Origin of the sequence: Oceanobacillus bengalensis (assembly GCF_003628445.1) — a bacterium.
Classification (GTDB): Bacteria; Bacillota; Bacilli; order Bacillales; family Amphibacillaceae; genus Oceanobacillus; species Oceanobacillus bengalensis.
Genome location: NZ_RBZO01000005.1, coordinates 47,139 through 65,106, shown reverse-complemented (window position 1 = coordinate 65,106; position 17,968 = coordinate 47,139). Strand labels below are relative to the sequence as shown.

Sequence of the window (17,968 nt, the reverse complement as noted above, 5' to 3'; positions counted from 1 at the left end):
ATAGGTGAGCGTATATGAGAACATTTGAATTAACTTATCCGCATTCATTGGTTTTAGAGGAAATTCCAAATACTGTAACAGCTATAGGTTTCTTTGACGGGATTCATCAGGGACATCAAAAAGTAATCCATACAGCAATAAAAGAAGCCAAAAACCGTAACATGGAAAGTGCTGTTATTTCTTTTCATCCACACCCGTCCGTCGTATTAAAAAAAGGTACTCATGATGTGAAATATTTAACCCCAGTAAAAGAAAAGAAGGAAATCTTGCGCAGCTTAGGTGTGGATCGACTTTATATTATAGAGTTCAACCCTGAATTATCGAAGCTATCACCGCAGGAATTTATTGATCACTTTATTATTGGGTTAAACATAAAACATTTGGTAGCAGGATTTGATTACACGTTTGGCTTTAAAGGTAGTGGAAATATGACTAACATCAGTGATTACACCCGAGGAGAATTTACATTCACTACAATCTCTGAGGTAACAATGGGCGGGGAGAAAGTGAGTTCAACAAGAATAAGGGGACTACTGAAGTCAGGTCAAGTTGACGAAGCAAATAAGTTACTCGGAAGAGCCTTTAAATTGGATGGAATCGTTATTCGCGGAGACAGGCGTGGAAGAGAGATTGGTTATCCAACAGCGAATATTCAGGTGAATCCAGATACCATCTTACCAAGGTCAGGGATATATGCTGTAAAGGTTTTGTATAAAAATGAAACATATGAAGGTATGGCAAATATAGGGACAAACCCTACTTTTACTGCTGATAGAGAAGATTTATCTATCGAAGTAAATATTTTTGATTATAATAATGACCTGTATGGGGAAGCGTTATACGTTGAATGGTATAAATTTATGCGTGATGAAGAGAAATTCTCGTCAGCAGAAGCGTTGATTGAACAAATGGAATTAGATGAAAAAAACATTCGTGCATACTTTTCTATGTAATGTCATACATATAAAACTTGCTTTTTTAATGAAAAAGCGTTATGCTTGTAAACGTAAAACCGTCCCTTGGCATATCGTTACTCCGACGTTTGCTAGGAGATTGGGGCTATAGATTTTATATGGAGGTGTACCAAATGGCTATTACACAAGAGCGTAAAAACGAAATAATCAGTGAATACAAAGTTCATGATACAGACACTGGTTCACCAGAAGTACAAATTGCTGTACTTACTGCTGAAATCAATGCGCTTAATGAACATTTACGTGTTCATAAGAAGGATCACCATTCACGTCGTGGTCTTTTGAAAATGGTTGGTAAACGTCGTAATTTACTTACCTACTTACGTAATAATGACGTAACTCGTTATCGTGAGTTAATTAAAAAACTTGGCTTACGTAGATAAGTTTAGAAGCAGGAGCAATCCTGCTTCTTCTATTATCTATAAGTAAAATAGGTACATAAGGATAAAATACATAATAGCTAAAGCTTATAAACGTTAGTAAATTTACAATTATGTTTTTAAACGATAAAATAAGAGATAGAATGTAGTATTGAAAGGAGCACTATATCGTGGCAGAAGAAAAGCAAATATTCTCGACTGAAATTTCTGGTAAGAAATTCACTGTTGAACTAGGAGAATTAGCAAAGCAAGCGAATGGGGCATGTATGATTCATTATGGTGATACCTCTGTACTAGCTGTAGCTACCGCATCCAAAGAGCCAAAGGACTTACCATTCTTCCCATTAACGGTGAATTATGAGGAACGTCTATATGCAGTAGGTAAAATTCCTGGAGGCTTTATTAAACGCGAAGGTAGACCGAGTGAGAAGGCAATTTTAACCTCTCGTTTGATTGACCGTCCAATTCGTCCGATGTTTCCAGATGGCTTTAGAAATGAAGTACAAGTGATTAGTATCGTTATGAGTGTGGATCAGGATTGTTCTTCTGAAATTGCTGCAATGATCGGTTCATCGATAGCATTAAGTACGTCAGATATTCCATTTGAGCAACCAATTGCAGGAGTACATGTAGGGAGAATTGATGGTGAATTCATCATCAATCCAACAATTGAGCAGCAAGAGAAAAGTGATATCGAATTAACGGTTGCTGGAACAAAAGATGCAATCAACATGGTAGAAGCTGGAGCAAATGAAGTTCCGGAAGAAATTATGTTAGAAGCAATCATGTTCGGACATGAAGAAATTAAGCGTCTGGTTGCATTCCAAGAGGAGATAGTTAAAGCTGTTGGAGTGGAAAAATCAGAAGTGAAATTATTTGAAGTAGAAGCTGATTTAGCTGCGAAAGTTGAAACAGAAGCAAAGGAAAAAATTATTACAGCAATCCAAGTGAAAGAAAAGCATGCAAGAGAAGATGCGATTAAACAAGCAAAAGATGAAGTACTTGAGGGTTACGCAGAAGCAGAACCAGAAGTAATCGGACAGGTTAAGAATATGTTAGATAAAATGGTGAAGGAAGAAGTTAGACGCCTAATCACTGTTGAGAAGATTCGTCCAGATGGAAGAAAAATCGATGAAATTAGACCATTATCATCACGTGTAGGCGTACTTCCTAGAACACATGGTTCTGGATTGTTCACACGCGGGCAAACACAAGCCTTAAGTGTATGTACACTTGGTGCTTTAGGTGATGTTCAAATTCTTGATGGTTTGGATTTAGATGAGTCGAAACGTTTTATGCATCATTACAATTTCCCACAATTTAGCGTAGGGGAAACGGGACCAATTAGAGGACCAGGTCGTCGTGAAATTGGACATGGTGCGCTTGGAGAAAGAGCACTTGAAAAAGTTGTACCATCAGAAAAAGACTTCCCGTACACGATTCGCTTGGTTTCAGAAGTATTGGAATCAAATGGTTCAACATCCCAAGCTAGTATTTGTGCAAGTACGTTAGCAATGATGGATGCGGGTGTTCCAATTAAATCTCCAGTTGCAGGTATTGCGATGGGTCTAGTTAAATCCGGTGAACATTATACTATTTTAACTGACATCCAAGGCATGGAAGATGCTTTAGGTGATATGGACTTTAAAGTAGCTGGAACGGAAAAAGGTGTTACAGCCCTTCAAATGGACATTAAAATTGATGGATTATCGAAAGAAATTTTAGAAGAAGCGTTAACGCAAGCGAAAAAAGGCCGCATGCAAATTCTTGATTCGATGATGCAAACGATTGACCGTCCAAGAGGAGACCTTTCTAACTATGCACCGAAAATCTTGACTATGTCGATTAAACCGGATAAAATTCGTGATGTTATTGGACCTAGCGGTAAACAAATTAATAAAATCATCGAAGAAACTGGTGTTAAAATCGATATTGAACAAGACGGTAGTGTCTTTATTTCTTCTATTGATTCTGAAATGAATGCAAAAGCGAAGAAAATCATTGAAGATATTGTGAGAGAAGTAGAAGTTGGCCAAATTTATTTAGGAACGGTTAAACGAATTGAGAAATTCGGTGCTTTTGTAGAGATATTTAAAGGAAAAGATGGTTTAGTCCATATCTCTGAATTAGCTGAGGAACGTACAAATAAAGTAGAAGACGCCGTTTCAATTGGTGATCAAATATTGGTTAAAGTAAAAGAAGTAGATCGTCAAGGTAGAGTAAATCTATCAAGAAAAGCTGTAATATTAGAGGAAAAAGAAAAACAAGAAAAAGCGAAACAATAATTATTTCGAAACGCAGAAAGAAGCTGTATATGCAGTTTCTTTTTTTATTTGCTATTTTTTACTCCGTAATCGATGTAAAGAGTTGATATATTTAATTCAGTATTGTGTGAAGCACATCGTTCCGGAAACACACTTCGCTTTCCACGGGCGGCTGGTGAGCCTACTACGTGCTATCGCACTCCATAGTCTCACCTAGGCCTGTCCTCCCGTAGGAGTCTTCGTGTGTTTCCTCCACTGAGTTTAAGTTACTAACCATTATCTCCTTTGATACGGAAAGTCAAAAAGCATCGTACTACTTCACTAGTCTGGGTGAGTGTAGGGCGGTGACTCCTGCGGGAATAGCACGTGTCCGAAGACCCCGGAAGAAGCGTTCTGTGCTTCTGAGGAGGCTGAGGCCGTGCCCGCGGAAAGCATCCGCCCGGAGCGATCCCAGACGGCGAGATGTGCTCCGATTTAAGATAATCTGAATTAAGTTAGTTTGGAGTTTATACATTTTCTGACCTAACCACAATCTTATAGAGAACAACTTTAATTTTACCTCCGAGGTTTGTAAACCTCTATTCATACCTTGTCCTCTTCCTGCATAACTTTTATTAGGAGGGGTGGGTATGAGTCACTTTCAGAGATATGTAAATGTATGTTTGTTTATAATAATAGTTGGTTTATCGCTTAATACAGCGTATTACAATCCGTTTCATTCTGACGAGGAAGTGGTTACGACATTGTCACAAGTTGTTAAAAGAGAAGATCCTTTATATAAAGAAATTGTAGAGAAGAGCGCAAACTATATTGAGGCTCCTCAAAATGCTTATATTGATGAAGTTTGGAAAAAGATACCTGGTAGAAATGGTTTAGAAGTGGATATTGATAAGTCTTATGAAAAAATGATAGAAAAAGAAAAATTCGATGAAACACTTTTAGTATATAGACAAGTTCCACCAGAAATACGGTTACAAGACCTGCCAGCCTCACCAATATATCGAGGGCATCCAGAAAAAGAAATGGTCTCCCTTCTTGTCAATGTATCTTGGGGAACAGAATACATACCAAACATTTTAAAAACCTTGAACGAGGAAAAAGTTAAAGCAACATTTTTTATCGAAGGAAAATGGGCTAAAGAAAATGCAGAATTGGTTAAAATGATTAAAGAGGAAGGTCATGTTATAGGTAACCATGCATATAACCACCCAGATATGGCTAGAATATCAAATCAAAAGATTGTAGAACAATTAACACAGACAAATGAAATCCTTACTGCGATTACAGGAGATAAGCCAAAATGGTTTGCTCCACCAAGTGGTAGTTTCAATGAGCAGGTTATCATGTCTGCTAACCACTTAGAAATGCAAACGATATTATGGACGCTAGACACAATTGATTGGAAGAATCCCTCTGTAAGTGTTATGATAAACCGAGTAAATACTAAACTTCATCCGGGAGCAACCATACTTATGCACCCAACAGAAGCGATAGCAAATGGCCTTGATGAAATTATTGAAACAATTAAGGAAAGTGGCTATCGTATTGGTACGATAGAGAAACTTTTAAGTGAAGAACGATAGGACTTGTATCTTTATGGAATAATGCTAGAGGTGCAAACGAAACCTAAGACTATTCGTTAGCTACACATAACTAGGAGGAAATGGCTTGATACAAAGACATACTTGTAATAATGGAGTAAGAGTAGTATTAGAAAACATACCATCTGTCCGTTCGGTTACGATTGGAATATGGGTATTAACTGGGTCTAGAAATGAAAACGATAAGAATAATGGAATTTCGCATTTTATTGAGCATATGTTTTTTAAAGGAACCAACACCCGAAGTGCCCAAGATATTGCGGAAGCGTTCGATTCAATTGGTGGCCAAATAAATGCATTTACTTCAAAAGAATACACTTGTTATTATGCAAAAGTATTAGATACACATAAGGAATACGCTCTAGATATTCTTACAGACATGTTCTTCAACTCAGCATTTGATGAAGAAGAAATGGAGCGAGAGAAGAAGGTTGTCTATGAGGAAATTAAAATGTATGAAGACACACCAGATGATATTGTTCATGACTTGTTGGCAAGGGCATCATTTGGCGAGCATCCACTTGGATACCCGATTCTTGGAACAGAGGAGAATTTGCAATCTTTCTCCCCAAATGATCTAAGAAATTATATAAAGCAAGGGTATGCGCCTGATAATGTGGTAGTCTCTGTTGCTGGCAATGTTGAAGAAGCCTTTATTAAAAAAGTTGAAAGTAATTTCGGATCCTATCAATCAAATGGAAGAAATGAAGATATTAGTAAGCCTCGCTTTTTAGCTAATACAATTGAACGGCATAAAGATACAGAACAGGCACATTTTTGTCTTGGATATAATGGCATGGCTGTTGGTGCGGACAATACTTATAGTTTAGTCGTAATGAACAATGTTCTTGGTGGTAGCATGAGCTCTCGCCTATTTCAGGATGTCAGGGAGAAACAAGGACTAGCCTATTCTGTGTTTTCTTATCATTCATCATTCTTGGATAATGGGATGCTTACCATCTATGCAGGAACGGGTAAAGAACAATTATCCCTATTAAAGGATACGATTAATCAAACCGTTGATAAATTGATCAAAGATGGATTAACAGATAAAGAGCTAAAAAATAGTAAAGAGCAGTTAAAAGGTGGATTAGTACTCGGTTTAGAAAGTACGAATAGCAGAATGAGTCGTAATGGTAGAAATGAGTTATTACTTAAACGCCACCGAACAATTGATGAAATGATACAGGAGATTGATGCAGTAAACCATGAATCCATCAAAGAAGTAATTCAAACGACATTTTCTAGTCCTGCATCCATGGCATTGATTGCACCTAAGGGAGAATAGCATTTATTTCCTAACATAGTCCAGAATACTTGGCATATATATGGAGTAACGAGTAGAATGGGGGCACATATCATGCGCTTTGGAGAGATTAGCGGAAAGGAAATCGTTAGTTTAAATGAAGGTGTCAGGTTAGGAATTCTAGGACAAACAGATTTAGAAATTGATGAAAAAACAGGACAGATTCATGCGTTTATCATTCCAAACTATAAATGGTTTGGGTTAAAAAAAGAAGGCGCAGAAACGAAGATACGTTGGAGTTCCATTAAGAAGATCGGTGAAGATATGATTATGGTTGAAACAGATAAATTATACGGGTAATTTTTAAAGACTAGTTTCCTCGGGAACTAGTCTTTTTTACTATTTTAATTTGTACAATCACTCTAGGGAAGTAAGGACATAAGCTATAGGGTAAAGGTATAGGAACTGTATGTATGGAGGGTGTATATTATAATGAATCGATTGATTGCCATAATAGGTGGCGATGCACGATACCTTGAATTAATTAAACAATTACAAATGTTAGAAGAAACAACGATTATACTGGTAGGATACGATAAATTAGACCAAGGTTTTACTGGATTAAAACAAGTGGACTTTAATGAGTTAGAATTGGACACTTTGGATGCTATTATATTACCAATAACTGGAACAGATAGTGATGGAAATATTGCAACGGTATTTTCGGATCAACAGATTAAATTAACACACGAATGGTTTAGGAATTTAAAGAAATCCGTGAAAGTATTTACAGGTATTACCAATGATTTTTTAAATGAAGTGACGAAAGAAGAAAACATTGATTTCATTTCGTTATTTGACAGGGATGATGTGGCAATTTATAATTCCATACCAACTGCTGAAGGCGCAGTTATGATGGCCATTGAACATACGGATTATACGATACATTCTTCCCGTGTGATTGTTAGCGGATTTGGTAGGGTAGGCCAGACGGTAGTTAATAAATTTGCTGCACTCGGTGCAAAAGTGTCAGTAAGTACGAACAGTATAAGGGAATTAGCGCGCATAACAGAGATGGGTTTAAAACCAATTCCGATTGAGAAACTTCATGAACACACGAATCGATGTGACATATTAATAAATACTGTTCCTGCACTAATTATTGATGAAAAAGTAATTGGGGAATTACCGCCTAATGGTATCATTATCGACTTAGCATCTAAACCAGGAGGAACGGATTTTGAATATGCCAAGAAACGTGGAATCCAAGCAATATTAACTGGTAGTTTACCAGGTATTGTTGCCCCAAAAACTTCAGGTAGAATTTTAGCGGATGTAATAAAGCAAATTTTGCTAGGAGAAGGTGATAAATCATGAATTTAGAAGGAAAACGTATAGGAATTGGACTAACAGGTTCACATCATACATTTTCGAAAGTATTTGCACAGATAGAGAATTTGATTGAAAAGAAAGCTGATGTTTATCCGTTTGCTTCCTATACGGTACAACATACAGATACGAAATTTGGAAAAGCAGAAGAACATATAGCAAAACTAGAAGAATTAACTGGTAAAAAAGTGGTTACAACCATGCCAGAAGCAGAACCATTCGGACCAGAAATACCATTAGATTGTATGATTATCGCACCATTGACAGGAAATTCAATGGCAAAATTAGCAAATGGCATTACGGATAATCCTGTATTAATGGCGGCAAAGTCTACGATTCGTAATCAAAATCCAGTTGTACTAGGAATGACTACCAATGATGCGCTTGGATTAAATGGTGTTAATTTCATGCGTTTAATGAATAGTAAACATATCTACTTCATTCCATTTGGGCAAGATAACCCAGAAAAAAAACCGAATTCACTCGTTTCGAAATTGGACTACATGGAGGATGCGATTCTATCTGCCATGAGTGGGAAACAAATTCAACCAGTTCTTATACCATTTTCTAGTGAAAATATGTTAAAATGAAACATTAAAGAGAATATTTTCATAATATTAGGAGGAGTTTTGATATGACAGAAAAATCAGCAGTTAATATAGCAGTTGTTGGAGCTACTGGGGCCGTAGGAGAAAAGATTATTAAAATACTAGAAGACAAAGATTTTCCAGTCGATACGTTAAAACTATTATCATCAAAACGCTCAAGCGGTAAAGAACTGACATTTAAGAATCAAACAATAGTAGTAGAAGAAGCAAAGCCTGAAAGTTTCGAGGGAATTGATATCGCCTTATTCTCAGCAGGGGGATCTGTATCAAAGCAGTTAGCACCTGAGGCTGTAAAACGTGGTGCAGTAGTTGTAGACAATACAAGTGCTTTCCGAATGACGGAAGATGTTCCTTTGGTTGTACCTGAAGTGAATAAGGAAGACATTGCAAAACATAAAGGCATTATTGCAAACCCGAATTGTTCGACTATTCAAATGGTTGTGGCGTTAAAACCGCTAAAAGATAAATTTGGTCTGAGCCGTGTTATTGTTTCAACCTATCAAGCTGTTTCTGGAGCAGGGGCAAGTGCATCAACTGAATTAGAGGAACAATCAAAGCAGTTCTTGAATAAACAAGAAATGGAAGCAAATTTGTTACCTGTTAAGGGAGATAAGAAACATTTTCCAATTGCGTTTAATGCGTTACCACAAATAGACGTTTTTCAGGAAAATGGCTATACATTTGAAGAAATGAAAATGATTAACGAAACAAAGAAAATTATGCATGCACCAGAATTATCCGTTGCAGCGACATGTGTTCGTTTGCCATTTTTCACATCACATGCAGAAAGTGTGTATATTGAAGTAGAGAAAAATGGTGTAACGGTTGAGGATCTGTGGAACGAATTAGATGCAGCAGGTGGCATAATCTTACAAGATGATCCATCAACTCAAGTGTATCCTACACCATTAAGTGCTGCAGGGAAAGAGGAAGTATTTGTTGGTCGGGTTAGAAAAGACCTGGATAATGAGAAAGGTTTTCATTTATGGATTGTATCAGATAACCTTCTTAAAGGTGCTGCATGGAACACTGTTCAAATTGCTGGGGAATTAATTCAAAATAAGTGGTTATAGGAGGAAGTTCAATTAAGATGGAATGCCGTGTTTTTTGATCTTCCTCTATAAGGTGAATTTTACAGAGGTGTGAAAAATTGCAGGTACTCGTTCAAAAATTTGGCGGTACTTCCGTCCAATCTGAAGAGAAAAGAAAACATGTCATCAAGCATATAAAAAACGCTTTAATAAATGATTATAAACTCGTTGTTGTTGTATCTGCTTTGGGGAGGAATCCTGACCCGTATGCAACGGATACACTACTAAGTATGGTAAACTATCCAGCAAATCATAACTCGAAACGTGAACTTGATTTACTCATGTCGTGTGGTGAAGTAATATCAGCGGTCGTTTTATCAAATGAATTACAAAAAGAACATATAGCAGCTACTACTTTAACAGGTGCTCAAGCTGGTTTTATAACAACAGATGAATTTACGCAAGCAAAAATTAAAAAGGTAAAGCCAGGCCGTATTAGGGAAGAATTAGAAACGTATGATGTTGTTGTTGTTGCCGGATTTCAAGGACAAACAGAATCTGGAGAAATAACAACCATTGGTCGTGGTGGCAGTGACACAACAGCAGCAGCTTTAGGTGGTGCATTACAAGCAGAGAAAATAGAAATATTTACAGATGTAAATGGGATCATGACCGCAGATCCCAGAGTCGCCCGTAATGCAAGGTCACTTGATGTCGTTACCTATTCAGAAATTAGTAATCTTGCTTATCAAGGTGCTAAAGTGATTCACCCCAGAGCTGTTGAGATTGCAATGCAAGCAAAGATTCCGATTCGAGTAAGATCTACTACCTCCGATGAATCTGGAACATTGGTTACATCTTCAAGAGAAATGGAAATGGGGATTGATATACCAGATAGATTGGTAACAGGAATTGCCCACATGTCATCGATTACTCAATTAAAGGTTCAAACGAAAGAAGCATCCTACCGAAAGCAGTCTGATGTGTTTAAAGCAATGGCAGAAGCAGGCATTTCTATCGATTTTATTAATATTTCTCCAACTGGGGTAATTTATACTGTACCAGACATCGTAGCTGATAAGGCCGTTCAAATATTAGAAATGATTGGATTCCATCCAGAAGTAACAAAGAATTGCGCGAAGATATCTGCTGTTGGTGCAGGCATGACAGGCGAACCAGGGGTTGCAGCCAAAATTGTTCAAGCGTTGACAAATAAAGGTGTGCAAATCTTACAATCAGCAGATAGTCACACAACAATTTGGGTACTTGTTTACGAGAAAGATATAGAGGTTTCTGTAAATGCCTTACACGATGTTTTTGCCCTTAATAATTAGATAGGAAGTTCAAAAAGTCAGGTGAAATTCACCTTTTTGAATACGAAATAATAATTTAACATCAATATTTTTAAGTAGGTGAAGCATATGTATTTCGGTCAAGTGCTTACGGCGATGGTAACGCCCTTCGATGAGAAGGGTGCTATCCAATATGAGAAAACAAGTGATTTAATCGAATATTTATTAGCTAATGGTACGGATGGATTAGTTGTAACTGGTACAACAGGAGAATCTCCAACTTTATCGACTGATGAAAAGGTTGATTTCATTAAGCATATTGTGCAAGTAGTGAATAATAGGGTACCAGTAATTGCCGGTACCGGTAGTTATGGTACGGATGCATCAATCTCTCTAACAAAACAAGTTGAAAAAATAGGTGTCGATGGGTTTCTTATCGTTACACCTTATTATAATAAACCGAATCAGCATGGCATGTTTGAGCATTTCAAATCGATAGCAGCTTCAACCGAACTACCGATAATGCTGTACAATATCCCAGGGCGTTCGATTGTTAACTTAGAAGTTGAAACGATAGTAGCGCTTAGTAAGATAAAAAATATCGTGTCGCTAAAAGAAGCAGGATTAGACCTTGATCATGTAGCGGAAATTATTGAAAATACTGCAGATGACTTTAGTGTGTATAGTGGTAATGATAGTTTAACGATTCCGATGTTATCGGTTGGTGCAACGGGAGTTGTATCCGTTGCATCCCACATCATCGGTAATGAAATGAAAAACATGATTAGGCTGTTTTTAGATGGGAAAGTAAATGATGCTGCACAGCTACACCGTAAAATGCTACCTGTTATGAATGGATTATTTACTTCCCCATCCCCAAGTCCAGTGAAAGCAGCATTACAGTTAAATGGAATCGATGTTGGTGGCGTACGCTTACCGTTAGTTGACTTAACAAAAGCTGAAAGAGAAAAATTACATGTATTATTAAAAAATATCGACTAGTGATAGTCGGTATTTTTTATTCCATTTTTTCTCGCATTGTAATACTGGATTACGTCCATACTAAAACGTGAATGACAATAGAGAAGGAGTGAAGGTAGATGAATAAAGAGGAAGAAGAAAAGAAAGAAGACCAGTCCAATTCGTCTTCTTTGGTGCAAAAAATTCAGTCCTTGGGCCAAACAAATGTTGTACAGGCTCCAGATTCAAATATCCACGTTTTGACGATTATTGGGCAAGTGGAAGGCCATATGCAACTACCACCACAAAACAAAACAACCAAATATGAGCACTTATTACCACAATTGATTGCTATTGAGCAGAACCCCAAAATTGAAGGTGTCGTCATTCTTCTAAACACTGTTGGGGGAGACGTAGAGGCAGGACTTGCATTATCAGAAATGATTGCGTCTCTATCGAAGCCTACCGTATCAATTGTATTAGGTGGTGGTCATTCGATTGGTGTCCCTATTGCAGTATCAACAGATTACTCATTTATTGTACCTACTGCAACGATGACCATTCATCCAGTACGCCTTACAGGATTAGTAATTGGTGTTCCGCAAACATTTGAATACTTAGACAAAATGCAAGACAGGGTTATTCAATTTGTAATCAATCATTCTAACATTAAGGAAGAAAAGTTTAAGGACTTAATGTTTGCCAAAGGAAACCTTACAAGAGATATTGGTACAAATGTTGTTGGAACAGAAGCGGTAGAATATGGTTTAATCGATGAAGTCGGCGGTGTAAATGAAGCAATGAAAAAAATGAACGAATTTATCGCTAATAATAAATCGTCAGAGAATCAGGTGATCCAATGATACTTTATACACCGCTATCCGAGTCAGATATCTTTCCATCATCAGAGAACGCTTATAAGAATAGAGAATGTATTAATTATAATGGAAAAATGATTATTGCTGATAAAACAGATGACGGTTCGTATCAAATGGTTCAATTAATTTCAACCGATCCACAAGATTATCTTGATCAAAGATACATTCCTGGTACATTCCTATCTTAAGTGAAGTCAGACGATAGGTTAATGTGATATAATAAAAACCCTTGCCAATTTTTGGGCAAGGGTTAACTTTTCATGTATAATTCTATATATAGTCTACAATAAAAAATAGAATGATATTTTCGAGAGGCATTCCTGGAGTATAGAGGTGAAAACAATGGCAAGGAAACGTAAGAAACGTAAAAATAGCAAAGGTAATAAACGAACCTCGCAGATAAGATATGAACTGATCGGACTTTTATTTATATTTTTGGCTATTTTTGGAAGTGGTGCTAGTGCGATTAGTGATGGCGCAATACCTGGTGGCTTAGAGCATATTTTTCGGTTTTTATTAGGAATCTGGTATTTTGTAGCGTCTGTATTTTTACTAGTAACTGGCGTTGTCTTATTAATAAAAAGGCGATACCCTGATTTTCGCCATAAAAAAATTATTGGGTTTTATTTATTTTTCCTAGGTTTATTACTTATAACACATATTCAAACCTTTGAACGATTATTAATTCAGGACGTATCTATTATCGGTTCAACATGGAATCATTTTATTTCCTATGTTAACGGACAAGGTACCCATGTACAAACTGGCGGTGGAATGGTTGGTGCCTTACTCTTAACTTTTACAAATTATTTATTTTCAATGGTTGGAGCAAAAATTGTTGCAGTATTTACGATGCTGATAGGAATTCTCTTTATTACAGAACTTTCATTAGGTGATATTTTTGCTAAGCTATTTAATAGAATGAAAGAATCATTTGTGAAAATAAAATCTAAAATAACAGAAGTGAAATTACAAAGGGAACAAGAAATTGACACAGATGAAGTAATTACTGAAACAGAGATTATTGATAACACCGTTAATGAGGTTGAACCATTAATTAACGATTTCACAGATGTAGCATATTCACAAGCTGAGGAGCAGGTAGAAAAAGTGGTTGCTGAAAAAGTTGAACCAGATGCAAATAGGGAAGAAACAGCTCCAGATATTGACTATCCTTTGCCAATGACAGAAACGGAAAACTATGAATACTTACTACCATCACCTGATTTATTAGCAGAACCAGCACATAATACACAACAACATGAAAAATCACAAATCCAAGCAACGGTTAGGAAGCTAGAACGTACGTTTAAAAGCTTCGGTGTAAGAGCACGAATTACAAAAGTTCATGTTGGACCTGCTGTTACGAAATATGAAGTCTCGCCAGAAGCAGGAGTGAAGGTAAGTAAAATTGTCGGATTACATGATGATTTAGCATTGGCACTTGCTGCTAAAGAACTTCGTATTGAAGCACCTATTCCAGGGAAATCAGCTGTTGGTATTGAAGTACCTAACAAAGAAGTTGCGATGGTATCCTTAAGAGAAGTAATGGATAATACATGGAATAATAAAACAGCAAAATTACTTGTAGCATTAGGAAGAGATATTTCTGGGGATGCAGTCGTTGCTGAACTGAATAAGATGCCCCATTTGTTAATCGCTGGAGCAACAGGTAGTGGGAAAAGTGTTTGTGTAAATGGAATTATTACGACCTTGCTAATGAGGGCAAAACCACATGAAGTGAAACTCATGATGATTGACCCGAAAAAAGTAGAATTAAATGTATATAACGGGATCCCGCATCTACTTGCACCTGTTGTAACCGATCCAAAAAAGGCATCAAGGGCATTGAAAAAAGTTGTCTCTGAAATGGAAAGAAGATATGACTTATTTTCAGATACTGGTACAAGAAATATTGAAGGATATAATGAATATATACGAAAATACAATCAAACGACAGATGACTCCCAGCCACATCTACCATATATTGTCGTAATTGTTGATGAGTTAGCTGACTTAATGATGGTTGCCTCGAGTGATGTGGAAGATGCAATTACTAGGCTTGCACAAATGGCTCGTGCTGCTGGTATTCATTTAATCATTGCAACACAAAGACCGTCCGTAGATGTCATTACTGGTGTGATTAAAGCGAATATCCCGTCTCGAATTGCTTTTAGTGTTTCTTCACAGACAGATTCGCGAACAATCTTAGATTCTGGTGGTGCGGAGAAACTATTAGGAAAAGGGGACATGCTCTTCCTTCCTGTTGGTGCATCGAAACCAAAAAGAGTTCAAGGAGCATTTTTATCAGATGAAGAAGTGGAGAGAATTGTAGATCATTGTATTGATCAACAGAAAGCTTCTTATCAAGAGGAAATGATACCTGATGATAACGAAGAAGTGCTTGATGAAGTAGATGATGATCTCTACAATGATGCTGTAGAGTTAATTACAGAAATGCAAAGTGCAAGTGTGTCCATGTTACAACGCAGGTTCCGTATCGGGTATACACGTGCGGCTCGATTAATTGATGCGATGGAAGCTAGAGGAATTGTTGGACCATATGAAGGAAGTAAACCTAGAACCGTATTAGTATCCCAAGTAAAAGAAGAAAAGACATCATAAATATTGGGTAATAAAGCACGAATTTGAGAATAATCATATGTAGCAGACTTGAAATCAATAGCAAGTCTGTTTTTTTTCACGTATAATGGATGATAAATGGAAAAATTGTGCAAAATATAATAAGGGCCTAAACAACTTTTTGGGAGGATTATTTATGCAGCCAATAACGGAAAAATATTTAAAAGAAAAAGGATTGCGTATTCATTTTATTCAAAGTAAGAAATATAAAACAGTTAATATTGTTGCAAAATTAAAAGCACCGCTTGAGAAAGAAACGGTGACAAAAAGAGCGTTGCTTCCTTATATTTTAAAACAAGGAACGAAAAATTACCCAAGTAGAAAAGATTTGCAATTAAAGCTCGATGACCTATACGGGGCGGTCCTGGCTGTAAACGGAGGGAAAAAAGGTGAAAACCATCTTATTTCTTTAAGGTTAGAAATAGCAAATCCAAAATTTATCCCAGAAGCACAAACCATTATTAAAGATGGTATTGAATTATTCAGTGAAATTCTTTTTCATCCAAACGTTCGTGGGAATGCTTTTGATGAGAAGGTATTTGAGCGTGAGAAAGATACATTGAAACAGAAAATTCATGCAGTGAAAGATGACAAAATGCAATATGCGAATACAAGATTAATCGATGAAATGTGTAAAGATGAACCCTATGGTTTGCATGTGCATGGATATGAAGAAGAACTAGCGCGCATGACCTCAATAGAATTATATGAATACTATAAGACACGATTAACCGAAGACCAACTAGATATTTATGTGCTTGGTGATTTCAATGAAGATGAAGTACTTACACAATTGAAATCGTCCTTCAATTGGGAAGGAACTGGGTCCAATGTGCAAGTTTCTAGTAAGCAGGAGCAGAGTAACGAATCACATGAAGTAATTGAAAAAGATAACATAGGGCAAGCAAAGCTACATATCGGATACCGGACGAATGTGAGGTATAAGGATGATGATTATGCTGCACTTCAAGTGTTTAACGGTTTATTCGGAGGTTTTCCAAGCTCGAAGCTATTCATCAATGTTAGAGAAAAGAATAGCTTAGCGTATTACGCTTCTTCAAGGATGGAAAGTCATAAAGGCCTCCTATTTGTATTTAGTGGCATTGCTCCGAGTGACTTTGAAAAAGCAAGAGACATTATTCGGGAGCAGATGACAGCAATGAAGCAAGGGGATTTTACTGATAAAGAATTAAATGAAACGAAGGACTTAATTATCAATCAATTGCTTGAAACAATGGATCATTCACAAGGTTTAATTGAATTATTATATCAGCAAGTAATCGGTGAGAAGGAATTAGCACCAGATGATCTCATTGCAGCGATTAAAAATGTAACGAAAGATCAAGTCGTTCAAGTTGCACAGAAAATCAAGGAAGATACCGTCTATTTGTTAACCAGTGAAGGAGGTCAGGGAAATGAATAAGCAAACGTATGATTATATTCATGAAACAGTTTACGCGGAAAAATTTGATAATGGATTAACTGTTTTCTTGTTACCGAAGCCTGAAATGGCAAAAACATATGGGATTTTTTCAACTGATTATGGTTCGATTGATCAAACGTTTGTCCCAATTGGTGAAACGGAGCAAATCACAGTTCCTGAAGGGATTGCGCATTTTCTTGAGCACAAGCTGTTTGAAAAAGAAGATCATGATGTGTTTAGTGATTTTGGGAAACAAGGTGCTTCAGCTAATGCTTTTACATCCTTTACCAAGACTGCTTACTTATTTTCTGCTACGAGCAATATTGAAAAAAACGTGGAAACATTAATTAATTTTGTCCAAGATCCCTATTTCTCCGAAGAATCAGTGGAAAAAGAAAAAGGAATCATTGGTCAAGAAATTAAAATGTACGATGATCAACCCGATTGGCAGTCATTTATGGGAACGATTAAAGCGATGTTTAAAAATCATCCAGTAAATATTGATATTGCGGGTACTGTAGAATCCATTAGTAAGATTACAAAAGATGATTTATATACTTGCTACAACACGTTTTATCACCCAGAAAATATGACATTATTTATTGCGGGTAATTTCGATCCTGAGCGCATGATGGAACAGATTAAAATGAATCAGGAACAGAAGAAATTTGAAAAAATGCGAACGTTAAAACGTGACTTTCCCGAAGAACCAAAAGAAGTTGCGATGAGGGAAAATAAGATTACAATGGCAGTATCTATTCCGAAATGTACGGTAGGTATTAAAGAATCTTCAAGTCCACTTAACAATGAGGAATTCCTTAAGAAGGATTTACTCCAAAATATGCTTCTTGATCATTACTTTGCAAAGGGTGGAGATTTTTACCAGGATCTTTACCAAGAAAACTTAATTGATGATAGTTTTTATTTTGAAACAACATTAGATAAGAATTTTGGTTATTCACTTATTGGTAGTAACACAACAAAACCAGACGTATTTGCTAAAAGGGTTAAAGAAATGCTATTATCGACAAACAATATCACATTAACAGAAAGTGAATTTGAGCGGATGAAGAAAAAGAAAACGGGACAGTTATTACGTGCAATGAATTCTTTGGAATTTATTGCAAATAAATATATTCATTATGATACATTAGGAATAAATCTATTCGATATTGTACCTACTATCGGGTCATTAAGCGTAGATGAAGCTAATAAATTTCTGAAACAATGGATTGAAGAGGATCGACTAGCTGTCTGTCAGATTAGCGCGGAATAGGAG

At 36.6% G+C, this 17,968-nt stretch carries 16 protein-coding genes; all 16 read left to right on the top strand.

What is annotated here, in order from left to right; translation table 11 throughout:
• Positions 1-14 precede the first annotated feature (14 nt).
• The 16 genes from D8M05_RS04685 to yfmH all read left to right on the top strand — a co-directional run bounded on the left by D8M05_RS04685 (position 15) and on the right by yfmH (position 17,965).
• Positions 15-953 carry a bifunctional riboflavin kinase/FAD synthetase gene (locus tag D8M05_RS04685; protein ID WP_121129151.1) on the top strand — a complete coding sequence of 313 codons (939 nt, stop codon included), beginning with the start codon at positions 15-17 and terminating at the stop codon, positions 951-953.
• Positions 954-1,087: 134 nt separating this feature from the next.
• Positions 1,088-1,357, top strand: coding sequence for a 30S ribosomal protein S15 (gene rpsO, locus D8M05_RS04680; RefSeq protein ID WP_121129149.1), 270 nt, complete (start codon positions 1,088-1,090; stop codon positions 1,355-1,357).
• A 167-nt stretch (positions 1,358-1,524) separates the two neighbouring features.
• A complete protein-coding gene (locus tag D8M05_RS04675) occupies positions 1,525-3,639 on the top strand; it encodes a polyribonucleotide nucleotidyltransferase (RefSeq protein WP_121129146.1) in 2,115 nt (704 codons plus the stop codon).
• Positions 3,640-4,247: 608 nt separating this feature from the next.
• A complete protein-coding gene (locus D8M05_RS04670) occupies positions 4,248-5,201 on the top strand; it encodes a polysaccharide deacetylase family protein (protein ID WP_121129144.1) in 954 nt (317 codons plus the stop codon).
• 85 nt (positions 5,202-5,286) lie between these two features.
• Positions 5,287-6,507: a M16 family metallopeptidase gene (locus D8M05_RS04665; RefSeq protein WP_121129142.1), complete on the top strand. Its 1,221-nt coding sequence runs from the start codon at positions 5,287-5,289 to the stop codon at positions 6,505-6,507.
• 72 nt (positions 6,508-6,579) lie between these two features.
• The gene (locus D8M05_RS04660) at positions 6,580-6,825 is read left to right on the top strand and encodes a YlmC/YmxH family sporulation protein (RefSeq protein ID WP_183072700.1); all 246 of its coding nucleotides are present in this window, start codon (positions 6,580-6,582) and stop codon (positions 6,823-6,825) included.
• A 132-nt stretch (positions 6,826-6,957) separates the two neighbouring features.
• Entirely contained in the window at positions 6,958-7,842 is an 885-nt protein-coding gene (gene dpaA, locus D8M05_RS04655; RefSeq protein WP_121129140.1) for a dipicolinic acid synthetase subunit A, read from the top strand.
• Positions 7,839-8,444, top strand: coding sequence for a dipicolinate synthase subunit B (dpaB, locus tag D8M05_RS04650; protein WP_121129138.1), 606 nt, complete (start codon positions 7,839-7,841; stop codon positions 8,442-8,444). The genes dpaA and dpaB overlap by 4 nt, the downstream gene beginning before the upstream one ends.
• A gap of 44 nt (positions 8,445-8,488) precedes the next feature.
• Positions 8,489-9,535: an aspartate-semialdehyde dehydrogenase gene (gene asd / locus D8M05_RS04645; RefSeq protein WP_121129136.1), complete on the top strand. Its 1,047-nt coding sequence runs from the start codon at positions 8,489-8,491 to the stop codon at positions 9,533-9,535.
• A 77-nt stretch (positions 9,536-9,612) separates the two neighbouring features.
• Positions 9,613-10,827 carry an aspartate kinase gene (dapG, locus tag D8M05_RS04640; protein WP_121129134.1) on the top strand — a complete coding sequence of 405 codons (1,215 nt, stop codon included), beginning with the start codon at positions 9,613-9,615 and terminating at the stop codon, positions 10,825-10,827.
• 87 nt (positions 10,828-10,914) lie between these two features.
• Positions 10,915-11,787 (top strand): 4-hydroxy-tetrahydrodipicolinate synthase, encoded by an 873-nt coding sequence (dapA, locus tag D8M05_RS04635; RefSeq protein WP_121129132.1) that lies wholly within the window; start codon positions 10,915-10,917, stop codon positions 11,785-11,787.
• Positions 11,788-11,885: 98 nt separating this feature from the next.
• Positions 11,886-12,608, top strand: coding sequence for a ClpP family protease (locus D8M05_RS04630; RefSeq protein ID WP_121129130.1), 723 nt, complete (start codon positions 11,886-11,888; stop codon positions 12,606-12,608).
• The gene (locus tag D8M05_RS04625) at positions 12,605-12,811 is read left to right on the top strand and encodes a YlzJ-like family protein (protein WP_121129128.1); all 207 of its coding nucleotides are present in this window, start codon (positions 12,605-12,607) and stop codon (positions 12,809-12,811) included. The genes D8M05_RS04630 and D8M05_RS04625 overlap by 4 nt, the downstream gene beginning before the upstream one ends.
• Positions 12,812-12,965: 154 nt before the next feature.
• Positions 12,966-15,248 (top strand): FtsK/SpoIIIE family DNA translocase, encoded by a 2,283-nt coding sequence (locus D8M05_RS04620; RefSeq protein ID WP_121129126.1) that lies wholly within the window; start codon positions 12,966-12,968, stop codon positions 15,246-15,248.
• 154 nt (positions 15,249-15,402) lie between these two features.
• Positions 15,403-16,689, top strand: a complete 1,287-nt coding sequence (gene yfmF, locus D8M05_RS04615) for an EF-P 5-aminopentanol modification-associated protein YfmF (protein WP_121129124.1) — start codon at positions 15,403-15,405, stop codon at positions 16,687-16,689.
• Entirely contained in the window at positions 16,682-17,965 is a 1,284-nt protein-coding gene (gene yfmH, locus D8M05_RS04610; RefSeq protein ID WP_121129123.1) for an EF-P 5-aminopentanol modification-associated protein YfmH, read from the top strand. The genes yfmF and yfmH overlap by 8 nt, the downstream gene beginning before the upstream one ends.
• The last annotated feature ends 3 nt before the right edge of the window (positions 17,966-17,968 follow it).

What these genes read in the sequence shown, in the direction of transcription:
- D8M05_RS04670 (WP_121129144.1), top strand. Translation starts at nt 4,248, where the DNA reads ATGAGTCACTTTCAGAGATATGTAAATGTATGTTTGTTTATAATAATA.
- yfmF (WP_121129124.1), top strand. Translation starts at nt 15,403, where the DNA reads ATGCAGCCAATAACGGAAAAATATTTAAAAGAAAAAGGATTGCGTATT.
- dpaA (WP_121129140.1), top strand. Translation starts at nt 6,958, where the DNA reads ATGAATCGATTGATTGCCATAATAGGTGGCGATGCACGATACCTTGAA.
- D8M05_RS04620 (WP_121129126.1), top strand. Translation starts at nt 12,966, where the DNA reads ATGGCAAGGAAACGTAAGAAACGTAAAAATAGCAAAGGTAATAAACGA.
- dpaB (WP_121129138.1), top strand. Translation starts at nt 7,839, where the DNA reads ATGAATTTAGAAGGAAAACGTATAGGAATTGGACTAACAGGTTCACAT.
- rpsO (WP_121129149.1), top strand. Translation starts at nt 1,088, where the DNA reads ATGGCTATTACACAAGAGCGTAAAAACGAAATAATCAGTGAATACAAA.
- D8M05_RS04660 (WP_183072700.1), top strand. Translation starts at nt 6,580, where the DNA reads ATGCGCTTTGGAGAGATTAGCGGAAAGGAAATCGTTAGTTTAAATGAA.
- D8M05_RS04685 (WP_121129151.1), top strand. Translation starts at nt 15, where the DNA reads ATGAGAACATTTGAATTAACTTATCCGCATTCATTGGTTTTAGAGGAA.
- D8M05_RS04625 (WP_121129128.1), top strand. Translation starts at nt 12,605, where the DNA reads ATGATACTTTATACACCGCTATCCGAGTCAGATATCTTTCCATCATCA.
- dapA (WP_121129132.1), top strand. Translation starts at nt 10,915, where the DNA reads ATGTATTTCGGTCAAGTGCTTACGGCGATGGTAACGCCCTTCGATGAG.
- asd (WP_121129136.1), top strand. Translation starts at nt 8,489, where the DNA reads ATGACAGAAAAATCAGCAGTTAATATAGCAGTTGTTGGAGCTACTGGG.
- D8M05_RS04630 (WP_121129130.1), top strand. Translation starts at nt 11,886, where the DNA reads ATGAATAAAGAGGAAGAAGAAAAGAAAGAAGACCAGTCCAATTCGTCT.
- yfmH (WP_121129123.1), top strand. Translation starts at nt 16,682, where the DNA reads ATGAATAAGCAAACGTATGATTATATTCATGAAACAGTTTACGCGGAA.